Consider the following 12,712-nt stretch of genomic DNA (forward strand, 5'->3'; position numbering starts at 1 on the left):
CCCAAACCAGGACAAGGGACGCGTCCCGCCCTCCGGCAACACGCGAGCGCGGCCCGGACCCGCCAGCGCGGCGCTCTATAGTCGGAGTCATGCCGATCTCGAAAGCCGCCGCTCGCGGCATCACCGACGAATTCGCTCGCCGGAGGGGGCCCAAGACCGGCCTGGTCGTGGGCGCGGCCTGGGGGAACCCGGTGCTCACGGCCGCGCTCGAAGCGCTCATGCCCGCCGACAGGCTCACCGTCGTCGCCGACGCGGTCTCCATTGAGGACCTGAAGGCCTCGCTCGCCGCCGAAGGCTCCTGGACCGCAGGGAACGTCACCGCCGTCGCCGCCCTCGCCGACGCCGAACCGGCCGAAGAGGTGATGCTCGCCGCGCCCGTCACCGTCGAGGCCGAGGCGTTCATCGCCGACATCGAACTGCTGCGGGGCAAAGTGGTCCCCGGCGGCGTCCTCTCCTTCGCCGCGACCTTGACGGCCCCCGCCCGCGAGGAGATCGCCGAACTCGTGGCCGAGTACGGGATCGGCACCGACCTCATCGTCCGGTCCCTGCCGCCCGTGCGCATCCACAAGCTCCGCATCGGATCCGCCGCGAAACGCGAAGGCGAACCGCACGCGGTCGCCCCCGCCGAAGATCTCGCCCCCGCCTGGCGCGCCTCCTCCGTGGCCGTCACGCCCACCATGCACCTCGACTCCAACGGCATCATCGCCGCCGGTCTGCTCCTCGGGACCGCTTGGGCCGCAAAGAAGATCCGGCCCTCCTCGAAAGCGTGGGCGCTCCCGGCGCTCGCCGCCGTGCCCGTGGCCGCGTTCTTCCGCGACCCGCAGCGCGAGGCCGACCTGCGCGGCGAGGACGACGAGCCCGAAGCGGTCCTGGCCGCCTCCGACGGCCGCATCATGGCCGTCGAGACCGTCGTCGACGAGCGGTTCGGCGCCGCCACCGGCACCGCGGGGTCCGAATGGCTGCGCATCAGCGCGTTCCTCTCGGTCACCGACGTGCACATCAACCGCGCACCGGTCGCCGGGGAGGTCGTGGACGTGTTCACCGAACGCGGCGGCTACTCCAAGGTGAGCGCGCCCGAAGCCGAGCACAACGCCGCCTGCTACACCGTCCTGTCGACCCCGCGGGGCCGCGTCGTCGTCGCCCAGCGCACCGGCGCGCTCCTGCGCCGCATCGTCAACCGCACCAAACCCGGTGCGGCCGTGGCCAAGGGCGAACGGTACGGCCTCATCCGCTTCGGCTCCCGCACCGACGTGTACCTGCCCGCCGGGGCCGCGGAATCCGCGGTCGTCCCCGGCGAGGCGATCCGCGCCGGAGAGACCGTCGTAGCCAGATGGCGCTAAGCCTGAGCCGCTAGGTTCTTCAGGTCGACCACTTGGAGCGCGTCCTCGACGGCCGCCGACAGCGGCAGGTCGTCGAGGGCGTCCGCGTTCCACCAGCGCGACTCGCTCGTGGAACCGCCTGCGGCCTCGACGACCTGCGCGGCCGACGGGTCCTCGACCGTGGCCGAGTAGATCGCGCGCACCCCGTGCCAGTCGAGCGGGTACCCCTCGGGGCCGATCGCGCGGCGGTGCCGGAACGACGTGACGTTGAGCAGTTCGCCGACCTGCGCGGCCTGGCCGGTCTCCTCGTAGATCTCGCGGGAGACGGCCGCGCGCGGGGACTCCCCGAAGTCGACGCCGCCGCCGGGCAGGTGCCAGGTGCCGCCGCCGGGGTAGCCCTCGGCGATGCGGGCGAGCAGGATGCGGCCGTCCCCGTCGGCGACGACGCCGTACGCGCCGAAGCGCTGGCCGCGCCGGCGCCGGCCCTTCTTGGCCTTCGCGGGCGGGACGGGACGGGTCTCCTGCGGGGCCTTGTCGACGCGGCCGGCGAGCCGGTCGTCGGCGAGGTGCAGGCACGCGGAGACGAACGGCGAATGGGATTCGGCGGCCGCGCGGGCCGGTTCGACCCATTCGGCGGTGTCGCCGTCGAAGTCGCCGCCGGGCCCGTTGACGACGGTGGCGGCGTAGATGATCGCGTTGGTGTGGACGCCGCGCCTGGCGACGGCGACGGCTTCGCGGGGTGCGCCGACGGCGACCTCGTAGCCGGTGTGCTCGCCGACCAGGCGGCCGGCGGCCCGCTTGGGGGGCTCGCCGTGGTCGATCACGCCGCCCGGCAGGTGCCAGGGGCCCGCTTCGCGTCCGCGGGTCCTCCTCGTCAGCAGGACCCGGCCGTTCTCGTCACGGACCTCCCCGTACGCAGCTATCCGGAATTGCATCCCTCAACTGTACGGCGTGATCACAGACTCTCGGCGACGCTTGCAAGCCGTAAATCGGCAGGGCCTATTCCCATTCGATGGTCCCCGGGGGCTTGCTGGTGACATCGAGCACGACGCGGTTGACGTCGGCGACCTCGTTGGTGATGCGCGTCGAGATCTTCGCCAGCAGCTCGTAGGGCAGGCGGGACCAGTCGGCGGTCATGGCGTCCTCGGAGGAGACCGGGCGCAGCACGATCGGGTGGCCGTAGGTGCGGCCGTCGCCCTGGACGCCCACGGAGCGCACGTCGGCGAGGAGGACGACGGGGAACTGCCACACGGACCGGTCGAGGCCGGCGGCGGTGAGCTCGGCGCGGGCGATCGCGTCGGCGGCCTTGAGCAGGTCGAGGCGTTCGCGGGTGATCTCGCCGACGATGCGGATGCCGAGGCCCGGTCCGGGGAACGGGTGGCGCCACACCATGGCCTCGGGGAGGCCGAGTTCGAGGCCGATCGCGCGGACCTCGTCCTTGAAGAGGGTCCGCAGCGGCTCGATGAGCGCGAACTGCAGGTCGTCGGGGAGGCCGCCCACGTTGTGGTGGCTCTTGATGTTCGCGGTGCCGGTGCCGCCGCCGGACTCGACGACGTCCGGGTACAAGGTGCCCTGGACGAGGAAGTCGATGCCCTGCTCTTCGGCGATCTCGCGGGCGGCGGCCTCGAAGGTGCGGATGAACTCGCGACCGATGATCTTGCGCTTCTCCTCGGGGTCCGTGACGCCCTTGAGGGCGGTCAGGAACTGCTCGGAGACGTCCACGGCGCGCACGTCGATGCCGGTGAGCTGCGCGTAGTCCTTCTCGACCTGCTCGGCCTCGCCGGCGCGCAGGAGGCCGTGGTCGACGAACACGCAGGTGAGCTGGTCGCCGATGGCGCGGTGCACGAGGGCGGCCGCGACGGAGGAGTCGACGCCGCCGGAGAGGGCGCACAGGACGCGCTTGTCGCCGACCTGCTCGCGGATGGCGGCGACCTGCTCGTCGATGATCGCCGAGTTCGTCCAGTTCGGCTTGATGCCGGCGATGTCGTGCAGGAAGTGGCGGATCACGGCCTGGCCGTGCGGGGTGTGGGCGACCTCGGGGTGGTACTGGACGCCCGCGAGGCGCGACTCGAGGTTCTCGAACGCGGCGACGGGCGCGCCGGCGGTGCGGGCGACGACCTCGAACCCGGCGGGGGCCTCGGTCACGGAGTCGCCGTGGCTCATCCACACCGACTGGTGCTCGGGGAGGCCCGCAAGGAGCTTCGAGGCGCACACCACGTCGAGCTCGGTCCCGCCGTACTCGGAGAGCCCGGTCTTGGCGACGGTGCCGCCGAGGGCGTTCGCCATGGCCTGGAAGCCGTAGCAGATGCCGAGGACCGGCACGCCGGCCTCGAACAGGGCCTTGTCCACCTGCGGCGCGCCTTCGGCGTACACGCTCGAAGGACCGCCCGAGAGGATGATCGCGGCCGGCTCCTTGGCGAGCATCTCGCTCGCGGGCATCGAGGAGGGCACGATCTCCGAGTAGACGTTGGCTTCGCGTACGCGGCGCGCGATGAGCTGCGCGTATTGGGCCCCGAAGTCGACCACCAGCACCGTTTGTCGCATGACACCAGCGTAACCGGTAAGGGGCCTCACACCTGAAGGCGCGGCTACCCTGATGACGTGCTCAACCCTGGGGTCCGCGAATCGTTCCGCCGGGTCGGCCGGGACCTGCGGTCATGGACCCCGGGCGAGGCCGTCCCCGTGCTCGCGGTGCGCGCCGCCTTCGGGATCGCCGCGGCCATGAGCGTCGTCGCGTTCTTCGACCATCCTGCTTGGGGCCCAGCGGCAGTGATGGGCGCGTGGCTCGGCGGCGTCGCCCTCCTCACCCCCGGGACGCGGACCGGGCCGTCGCTGCCGGTGGTCGTCGGGGCGGCCGGGTCCCTCGGGGTCGTCCTCGGCTCGATCGACCAGCCCGTGATCCTCATCGCCGCCGCCGCGGCCTACGCGTTCACGCTCACGTTCATCGGCTCGGTCACACACGTCGCGGGCGTCACCTTCACCGTCTCCGGCATCGTGTTCTTCCTCGCCGACCACCTCACCGCCCACGCGGGGGTCCTGTACGCGGCGATCGCCGTCGCGGCGGGCGGCGCGGTGCAGGCGCTCACGGCGCTCCTGCCGCCGTACTACCGGTGGGCCGAGGACCGGCGCACGCTCGCCGACGCGTGGCTCGCGCTCGCGGCCGAAGCGGACGCCCTCGCCGCCGACCCGAACGCGCCGTTCCACACCGAGCCGCTGTTCGAGGCCGCGCAGGAACTCGACCGCCGCCGGGCCCTCCCGGCCGCGATCCTCGAGGCGCGCCGCCAGATCTACGCCGTGTCGTCCGCGATCGGCCGCACCGCCTCCGCGCGCGCCCGCGCCGACGCGCAGGACCGCGACACCGTCGAGTTCTATTCGGAGGCACTGGAACTCGCCGCCCGGCTCCTCACCCACTTCGCGGAGCAGATCACCTCCCGCGGCCAGGTCGACCTCGACTGGGACGCGCTCCTCGACGGCCTCTCCCAGAACCCCATGGCCACCGCCACGGGCACGATGCCGACCGAGATCGGCGGCCTCCTGCGCACCCTCCACGAGACCGGCGGGTTCGCCGAGCGCATCACCGCCGGGGGGGGGGGCGGGGGGGGCGGCCCCCCCCCCGCGGCCCCCCCCCCCCCCCCCCCGCCGGCGCCCCCGCCCCCCCCCCCGACCCCGCCCTCGCGCACGCCACCAGCACCGCCCGCCAGGCGATCGGCCAGCTCCGGGCCCGCCTGCACCGGCGCGACCCGGTCATCCACCACGCCCTGCGCCGCGCCGGCGTCATCGCCCTCGCCATGGCCGTCGGCCTCGCCTGGCCCACCGGGCACGGCTACTGGATCCCCCTTACCGCCTGGCTCGTGCTCCAAGCGGACTTCGCCGGGACTCTCACGCGCGGCGTCACCCGCGCCGTCGGCACCACCGGCGGCGTCGTCCTCGCCTCGCTCCTCGGCCTGCTCCTCCCTGAAGACCAGTTGTGGCTCAGCCTGACCGTGCTCGCGTACGCGCTCATCGCCTACCTGACGCGGCCGGTGTCGATGCTCGTGTTCGCCGCAGCCGTCTCGGGTTTCACCGTGTTCCAGATCGACCTCTCGGGCGAGAGCCCGGTCGCCGCCGCCTTCGACCGAGGCGCCTGCACCCTCGTCGGCGCGGCCCTCGCGATCGGCTTCTACGTGCTCGTCCCCACCTGGCAGACGCGGCGCCTCGGCGACCTCCTCGGGGACCTCGTCGACGCCTACCGCGACTACGCCCGGCTCTCGCTCGACCGGCAGGCGCACCCGGCGGACTACGACCGGAAGGTCATGCACGCCGCGATCGACCGCATCCGCGCGCGCCGGGCCGCGCTCACCAGCGCCGCCGATCAAGCGAAGGCCGAACCGGTCACCGGCCCGGGCCCGCTCTCCGCGGACGCGCTGGGCGCGGAGGCCGCATTGTCAAGGGCCGGAAGGGCACTGGTCGCGGTGAACGCGACGCTCGGCCGCGACGAGCAGGCGAAGGGGCTCGCGGGGGTCGACGCGTTCGCGGACTCGCTCGACACGGCCTACCTGCGGCTGGCCGCGCTGGCCCGGGGTGCGGCGCCGCCGCGCGGCATCGACTTGAGCGACGCCGTCCAGCGTCTGGACCTGCGGCTCGCGGCCGTGGACGACCGGGAGACGCGCACGCGCCGCAGCGTGCTGCGCTGGGAGTCGGACAACCTCGTGGAGGCGTTGGACGACGCGGCCCTGCTCATGGCGGGCTGGAACGACTAGGCCGTTCTTCTTAAAAGAGCGCCGCGCGGGCGGTGCGGATGACCGCTTCGGCTTCGGCCGCTTGCGCTTCGGTGAGGTCGGCTTCGAGGAGGTCGAGGCCGATCACCTGGAGCTGGTCGGGCAGGTGCATGTCGCTCGGGAGGCGCGGGACGGGACGCCGTTCGCGGCCTTCGGCGTCGGCGGTGAGGTCGGCGAGGGCCTGGACGAGGACGTGCATGACCCCGGCCTTGGCGGTGCCGCCTTGAGAAGACCAGCGAGCGGGCGACCAGTGGCGCGTGCCTTCGACGACACGCCCGATCGCCCGCTCGAGTTCAGTGCTCAAGATGCCTAGTCGCCCTGGAAGTAGGAGAGCAGACGCAGCAGGTTCCAGTACAGGAAGATGAGGCCCGCGGTGAGGCCGAAGGCCCCGGCCCACGCGTACTTCTTCGGGGCGCCGTGCTGGGCGGAGTACTCGATCATGTCGAAGTCGAGGATGAACGAGAACGCGGCCCACAGGGTGATGCCGATCGCGATGATCCACTGCAGGGCCGAGACCGACTCGCCGGGGCCGGCGAACAGGCCGAGGTCCACGCCGAACGCGCTGAAGAGGAGGTTGGCCATGCTGAGGAGGAAGATGCCGATGCCCGCGCCGACGATGACCTTGGTGAACATCGGCGAGTTCTTGAGGATGCGGAACTTGTAGAGCGCCAGCATCGCGCCGAACACGAGGATGGTGGCGAGGAGGGCGTTCACGACGATCCCGGGCCACTGCTGCTCGAAGACCGCGGAGACGCCGCCGAGCAGGAGGCCCTGCCCGATCGCGTAGAGGAACGCCACGAACGGGTTCGTGACCGGCTTGAACATCGAGAAGATCATGATGCCGAGGCCGACGACGGCGCCGATCGTGCCGAGCATCATCGCGGTGCCGATCGCGTCGGCGTCGCTGTTGGCGATGCCGTCCGCGACCATGCCGTACGTGAGCAGCGCGGCGATGAAGGTCGCCGCGACGAGCGCGACAGTACGGACGATGACGTCGTCGATCCGCATGGTCTCGGCCTGCGGAGCCTGGGTCATCTGCCCGTAAGGCCCGTACGCGGCACCCATGTGCTGCTCGTTGTACTGGGTCTTCACCATATTTCGAAGGGATGAGTTCCTGCTCTGCATTGCCATGACCTGCGGTCCTCCGTTGGAATCTCAAGGGTGAATCTCAGCCTATCCGGTCATAGGCGCAAACACGACACAGCGCCGGAGCATTCCCCTGCTCCGGCGCTGTGAATCCGCTCAGGTAGCTAGGAGATCACTGTGACCCGGCCCAGTTCCGGCGCCTGGAGCGGCGTCGCCTGGGTGCCGAACTCGGCGATGTAGTCCTCGAACGCGTCCACGTCGAGTTCGCCGAAGAGGCGGTTCGTGCCGCCGTTGAACGCGGTGAACGAGTCGCCGCCCTCGGCGAGGAACGAGTTCGTCGTGACCCGGTAGGTCTGGTCGGCGACGATCGGCTCGCCGTTGAGCATGAGCGAGTCGGCCACGATCTGGTCGGTGCCGGTCCTCGTCTTGTCCCATGTGTACGTGAAGCCCTCGGAGACCTGCAGGAACAGCGTCGTCGAGCGCACGCCCGGGATCGGGAGCTGCTGCTTGAGCGCCTCGAGGAGCTGCGCGCCGGTCAGGTCGAGGGTGACGACGTAGTTGTTGAACGGCTGCACGTCGAAGACCTCGCGGTAGCTCACCACCCCGGGATCGCCCTCGGTGTAAATGAGGTCGTCGCGGACGCCGCCGGGGTTCATGATCGCGATCTCGGCGCCGCCGGTGTCCGCCGAGGCGGTGTTCCACAGCTGCGCGTCGGCGATGAGGCTGCCGAGCGGGAACTCCTCGGCGCGGGTCGCGCCGCGCTTGATGTCCTCGGCGATGTAGCCGACCTCGCGGCCGCCCGCCTCTTCAGCGGCCGGAGCGTACTCGGCGATGATGTCGGACTGGTCCTCGTCGGCGTCCACGTCGCGGGTGACGACGGTGTTGGAGCCGGTGACCGAGGAGCGCACGATGTCCTTGGTGCGCTTGTCATAGGTCGCGTCGATCTCGGTGAACACGCGGCCGTAGGACGACGCGGAGGTGACCATGCGCGGGTTCCCGGCCGGGTCCGGCACCGAGCACACGTACTCCTGGTGCGTGTGGCCGGTGACGAGGATGTCCACGAGCGGGGTCATCGTCTCGGCGATGTCCACGATGGGGCCGGACATGCCGACGCCGGAGCCGTCCAGGGACTCGCAGTCGTGGCCGGTGTCCTCGGCGACGGGCACGCCGCCCTCGTGGAGGAGCACGACGATCGAGTTGACGCCCTTGCGCTTCAGCTCCTGCGCGTACTTGTTCGCGGTCTCGACCTCGTCGAGGAAGTCCAGGCCCTCGATGCCGGACTTGGAGACGATGTCGCCGGTGCCCTCGAGGGTCATGCCGATGAAGCCGACCTTGACGCCCCTGCCGAAGTCCTTGATCCAGTACGGGTCGAGCACGGGCTTCCCGGTGGCCTCGTCGACGACGTTCGCGCCGAGGTACGGGAAGTCCGCGCCCTCGAAGTCGTCGTCACCCTCGATGATGCGGTCGAGTTCGTCGATGCCGGCGTCGAACTCGTGGTTGCCGACCGAGGAGACCTCGACGCCCATCTCGTTGAGCGCCTCGATGGTCGGCTCGTCGTCGAAGATCGCGGACATGAACGGGCTCGCGCCGATGAGGTCGCCGGCGGCCACGGTAGTCGAGTAGCGCTGGCCCTCGCGGGCCTGCTCGAGGTGGGTGGCGAGGTACTCGGCGCCGCCCGCGGGGACGTTCACGCCGTCGACCGGGTACGTGTCGCCGGCGGTGGCCTCGATGTGGCCGTGGAAGTCGTTGAGCGCCAGCAGTTGGAGGTCGACCTCGCGGTGGCGGTCCTCTTGACCGGCGTTCGCCGACCACGCGCCGACGGCGAGCGTGGTCGCGGCGAGCGCGGCGGCGGCGCCGGCCGCCGCGATCCGCTTGCGTCTGATGGTGAACATGGCTCTCCGTAGGGGGTCGATGGGAAGCGTGCGGGCCGGGGACGCCCGAGCTGATCCAATCATGGGACGATTGCATTGGAGTCAACGCAGCATAACGCCTTCACAAAGCACTGATAACGGTGCGGGCGGCCCGGCCATAGCATACGGCGACAGTCAGCACACCCTCACTCTCGCGATACGGGAATAGCAAAGCCGCACGTGATCGCTTGCAGGGCAAAGACTTGTTACTCGAGGGTCACGGCAATATGTCCACAATGCAGTTTCTTGCCCAGAGCGTAAACGGTTGCTACAGTCACTGCGAATACAACTCGCATATACAGCTCGTCACTGGTGGGGACTGCTGCGGAGCGGTCATAGACGAGCAAGACGCCCACAGGGGGTTACCCGTTGACGACCGGTTACTTCACTACTGACCAGCACGACGCCCTCAGAGCCGAGGTCAGGGCCTTCGCCGAGCGCGAGGTCCGCCCGCGCGTCCCCGAAATGGAGACCCAGAGAACCGTCCACCACGAGCTGTCCCGCCTCATCGCCGCCCAGCGCTGGCTCGGAGTCACCATCCCCCGCGAATACGGCGGCATGGGCATGGGCCACTTGGCGAAAACCATCATCATCGAAGAACTCGCCCGGGTCTCCGGCGCCATGGGCGCGATGGTCCAAGCCTCCCAGCTCGGCGTCGCCAAGATCATCCACTTCGGATCCGACGCACAGAAGAAGACCTGGCTGCCCAAGATCGCCGACGGCGACTGTCTCCCGACGATCGCCGTCACCGAATCCGCCTCCGGCGGCCACGTGCTCGGCATGCGCGCCAGGGCCGTCCGCGACGGCGACGACTACATCCTCAACGGCCACAAGGTCTTCGTCGGAAACAGCCACGTCGGCGACCTCCACGGCGTGGTCGTGCGGACGGGGCTGGGCCCGAAGGGCCTCACCGCGTTCCTCGTCGAGGCGGACCGGCCCGGGTTCGCGCTGGCGCCGCAGCAGTCCACGATGGGCCTGCACGGCTTCAGCTTCGGCGAGCTGCTGTTCGAGAACTGCCGCATCCCCGCTGCCAACCGGCTCGGCAGCGAAGGTGACGGCCTCGCCGTCGCGTACTCCTCTTCGGCGCTCTACGGCCGCGCGAACCTGACGGCCGTGTCGCTCGGCATCCACCAGGCGATCCTCGACGAGACCGTCGCGTACGCGTCGCGGCGGGAGCTCTACGGCAAGCCCATCGCGGAGCTCGACAACGTCAAGCAGAAGATCGGGCAGATCACCTCCCGGCTCATGACGGCCAGGATCACCGCGTACCACGCGGCGTACCTGCTCGACCAGGGCCTGCCCTGCGACATCGAGTTGATGAACGCCAAGCTCGTCAACGTGGAATCCTCTTTGGACTCCGCCCGGGAGTCGATGGAGATCCACGCGGCCATCGGGCTCACCACCGAGCGGCCCATCGAGCGGTTCCTGCGGGACGCGTACCACATCTACGCTCCCGCAGGCACCTCCGACGTGCAGCGGGTGCGCCTCGCCGAGGCGGCGATGGGACGGACCAAGGGCCAGTGGTCCGAGCGCATCGTCCGCGGCGAGGCGGTCCAGGTGCACTAGCGCGCTCGATGTCCGGAGGATCGGCCGGAGACTCGAGCGCGTCACTGAAGAGAAGACGGTGAGGAGGCGGCGTCAGCGGCCTCCTCATTCGTCTACCCCTGCAGCGGGTGGTGCGGGTCGGCGGCGCTGCGCTCGCGGATCCGTTCCATGACCTTCTCGGCCATGCCCTTGATGATGTCGAGGCCCGGCCGGCCCCAGTCGTGCGTCTCCGTGTCGACCACGCACACCGTCCCCAAGGTGTTCCCGTCGTCGTCGATCAGCGGCGCGCCCAGGTAGGAGCGGATCCCGATCTTGTCGACCACGGGGTTCCCCGCGAACCGCGGGTAGTCGCACACGTCTCCGAGCACGAGCGCCTTGCCGCGCACCACGACGTGCGGGCAGTAGCCGTGGTCGCGGTCCATCTCGCGGCCGACCTCGGGCGCCTCGGAAGCGCCCGAGAGCGCCTGGCTGGCCGCATCGGGGGCCGGCGCCGCGAGGCCCGCGAAGTACTGGTGGTCCGAGTCGATGAAGTTCACCATCGCGTAAGGCGCGCCGGTGAGCTCGGTCAACTCCTTGGCCAGCTCGTCGAACTCGGGGTCGGGCAGATTGCCGATCCCGAGATCGCGCAGGCGCTTGGCCCGCTCGGGGGCGCCCGGGTCCTCGGGCGTGATCGTGAGTCGGAACTCGTTCTCGGGACTGGACATGCTGGGCTCCTTCACCGGACGCTCGAAGCGGCGGCCGACATGAGGTGCTTGGTCAAGGTGACCAGCACCAACGTTGCGGAACGTGGATCGCGTGCGTCGCAGCAGACGATCGGGATATTCGGTTTGAGGTCCAATGCGGCCCGGACTTCCTCGGGCTCGTAGTGGAATCCGGTGTCGAACTCGTTCACCGCCACGATGAACTGCGTGCCGCGGCGCTCGAAGAAGTCCAGCGCCGGGAAGCAGTCCTCCAGGCGGCGGGTGTCCGCGAGCACCACCGCGCCGAAGGCCCCGTCCGACAGCTCGTTCCACATGAACCAGAAGCGGTCCTGGCCGGGCGTGCCGAACAGGTACAGGATGTGCTGCGGGTCCAGGGTGATCCGGCCGAAGTCGAGGGCCACGGTCGTGGTCACCTTGTCCCCCACGCCGGTGAGGTCGTCCGTGCCGATCGAGGCGGCGGTGATCGTCTCCTCCGTGCTCAGCGGCTCGATCTCCGAGACGGAGCCGACGAACGTGGTCTTCCCGACCCCGAACCCGCCGGCGACGAGCAGCTTGATCGGGGTGGGCATGCGGGATTGCTGTGCAGGCGAGTGGTCAGAGTCGCCGTTGTAGGCCATTGAGGAGTGCCTCCAATACGGTTTGGTCGGTGGTGTCGACGGCGGGATCCGGTGCTTGGGCGATGATCGCCCCGACGTCGACGAGGTCGGAGAGGAGGACCTTGATGACCATCGCGGGGAGTCGCAGGTGCGCCGAGACCTCCGCGACCGAGATCGGCTCCCGGCACAGGAGCAGCGCCTCGGCGTGCTCCGCCTCCAGTTGCGAGGGTCGCAGTTGCCCCGTCGAGCGGACCAGCGACAGCAGGTCGAGCTTCGCGGTCGGGGCGGTGCGGCCGTTCGAGACGGTATAGGGCCGCACGAGCGGCCCCGCGTCGTCGTCGAGCAGCGGGTGCTCGAAACTGGACATCAGCCGACCATTTCACCATTGGGGGCCGGGGACCTGCGCACGGGCGTCTCGAGATAGGGACGCACGCTCTTGACGAGAATGGACATCTCGTAGCCGAGTACGCCCGCGTCGGCGTCCCGGCCCGCTGCCACGGCCAGTACCGCGCCCTGGCCCGCGGTCGACACGAACAGGAGCGTGTCGTCGAGCTCCGCCACCACCTGGCGGACCCCGCCGGCCGAACCGAACTGCGTGCCCGCGCTGCGCGCCAGCGAGAACATGCCCGAGGCGATCGCCGAGAGCTGGTCCGCCTGGTCGACGCCCATGCCGTGGAACGCCTTCTTGATGCCGTCCGAGGACAGCAGGAGCGCGCTCCGCGTGTGCGGGACCTTCCTGACCAGCCCGGCCAGCAGCCAGCTCAGATCCGACTGCGCGCCTGCCTCATCGCCTGCCAT

General features: G+C 70.3%; 12 protein-coding genes. 3 read left to right on the top strand and 9 right to left on the bottom strand.

Annotated elements, in window-relative coordinates; genetic code table 11:
• Positions 1–89 precede the first annotated feature (89 nt).
• A complete protein-coding gene (locus O2L01_RS11000) occupies positions 90–1,340 on the top strand; it encodes a phosphatidylserine decarboxylase (protein WP_270121975.1) in 1,251 nt (416 codons plus the stop codon).
• Here the strand turns inward: O2L01_RS11000 and O2L01_RS11005 are convergent.
• Entirely contained in the window at positions 1,337–2,254 is a 918-nt protein-coding gene (locus tag O2L01_RS11005) for an NUDIX hydrolase (RefSeq protein ID WP_270121976.1), read from the bottom strand. The genes O2L01_RS11000 and O2L01_RS11005 overlap by 4 nt on opposite strands.
• Positions 2,255–2,318: 64 nt before the next feature.
• On the bottom strand, positions 2,319–3,863 hold the full coding sequence (gene guaA / locus O2L01_RS11010; protein WP_270121977.1) for a glutamine-hydrolyzing GMP synthase: 1,545 nt from the start codon (positions 3,861–3,863) through the stop codon (positions 2,319–2,321).
• Positions 3,864–5,107: 1,244 nt separating this feature from the next.
• Between guaA and O2L01_RS11015 the strand changes: the two genes are divergently transcribed.
• Positions 5,108–6,058, top strand: a complete 951-nt coding sequence (locus O2L01_RS11015; RefSeq protein WP_270121978.1) for an FUSC family protein — start codon at positions 5,108–5,110, stop codon at positions 6,056–6,058.
• 10 nt (positions 6,059–6,068) lie between these two features.
• Here O2L01_RS11015 and O2L01_RS11020 read toward each other — a convergent pair whose 3' ends face one another.
• The 3 genes from O2L01_RS11020 to O2L01_RS11030 form a co-directional block, all read right to left on the bottom strand.
• Positions 6,069–6,380: a hypothetical protein gene (locus O2L01_RS11020; protein WP_270121979.1), complete on the bottom strand. Its 312-nt coding sequence runs from the start codon at positions 6,378–6,380 to the stop codon at positions 6,069–6,071.
• A 5-nt stretch (positions 6,381–6,385) separates the two neighbouring features.
• A complete protein-coding gene (locus O2L01_RS11025; protein ID WP_270121980.1) occupies positions 6,386–7,171 on the bottom strand; it encodes a Bax inhibitor-1/YccA family protein in 786 nt (261 codons plus the stop codon).
• A gap of 155 nt (positions 7,172–7,326) precedes the next feature.
• On the bottom strand, positions 7,327–9,054 hold the full coding sequence (locus O2L01_RS11030) for a bifunctional metallophosphatase/5'-nucleotidase (RefSeq protein WP_270121981.1): 1,728 nt from the start codon (positions 9,052–9,054) through the stop codon (positions 7,327–7,329).
• 387 nt (positions 9,055–9,441) lie between these two features.
• Between O2L01_RS11030 and O2L01_RS11035 the strand changes: the two genes are divergently transcribed.
• The gene (locus tag O2L01_RS11035) at positions 9,442–10,638 is read left to right on the top strand and encodes an acyl-CoA dehydrogenase family protein (RefSeq protein ID WP_270121982.1); all 1,197 of its coding nucleotides are present in this window, start codon (positions 9,442–9,444) and stop codon (positions 10,636–10,638) included.
• A gap of 92 nt (positions 10,639–10,730) precedes the next feature.
• On the opposite strand, the gene O2L01_RS11040 is transcribed toward O2L01_RS11035, so the two are convergent.
• From O2L01_RS11040 to O2L01_RS11055, 4 genes are read right to left on the bottom strand one after another with little or no spacing between them, the layout of a single operon-like run.
• Positions 10,731–11,321 (bottom strand): GAF domain-containing protein, encoded by a 591-nt coding sequence (locus O2L01_RS11040; RefSeq protein WP_270121983.1) that lies wholly within the window; start codon positions 11,319–11,321, stop codon positions 10,731–10,733.
• An 11-nt stretch (positions 11,322–11,332) separates the two neighbouring features.
• On the bottom strand, positions 11,333–11,935 hold the full coding sequence (locus O2L01_RS11045) for a GTP-binding protein (RefSeq protein WP_374727643.1): 603 nt from the start codon (positions 11,933–11,935) through the stop codon (positions 11,333–11,335).
• A complete protein-coding gene (locus O2L01_RS11050) occupies positions 11,913–12,281 on the bottom strand; it encodes a DUF742 domain-containing protein (RefSeq protein ID WP_270121985.1) in 369 nt (122 codons plus the stop codon). Before O2L01_RS11050 ends, O2L01_RS11045 begins: the two co-directional genes overlap by 23 nt.
• Positions 12,281–12,712, bottom strand: a complete 432-nt coding sequence (locus O2L01_RS11055; RefSeq protein ID WP_270121986.1) for a roadblock/LC7 domain-containing protein — start codon at positions 12,710–12,712, stop codon at positions 12,281–12,283. The genes O2L01_RS11050 and O2L01_RS11055 overlap by 1 nt, the downstream gene beginning before the upstream one ends.

The sequence above is a fragment of the Glycomyces lechevalierae genome, from assembly GCF_027622945.1.
Classification (GTDB): domain Bacteria; phylum Actinomycetota; class Actinomycetes; order Mycobacteriales; family Micromonosporaceae; genus Glycomyces; species Glycomyces rutgersensis.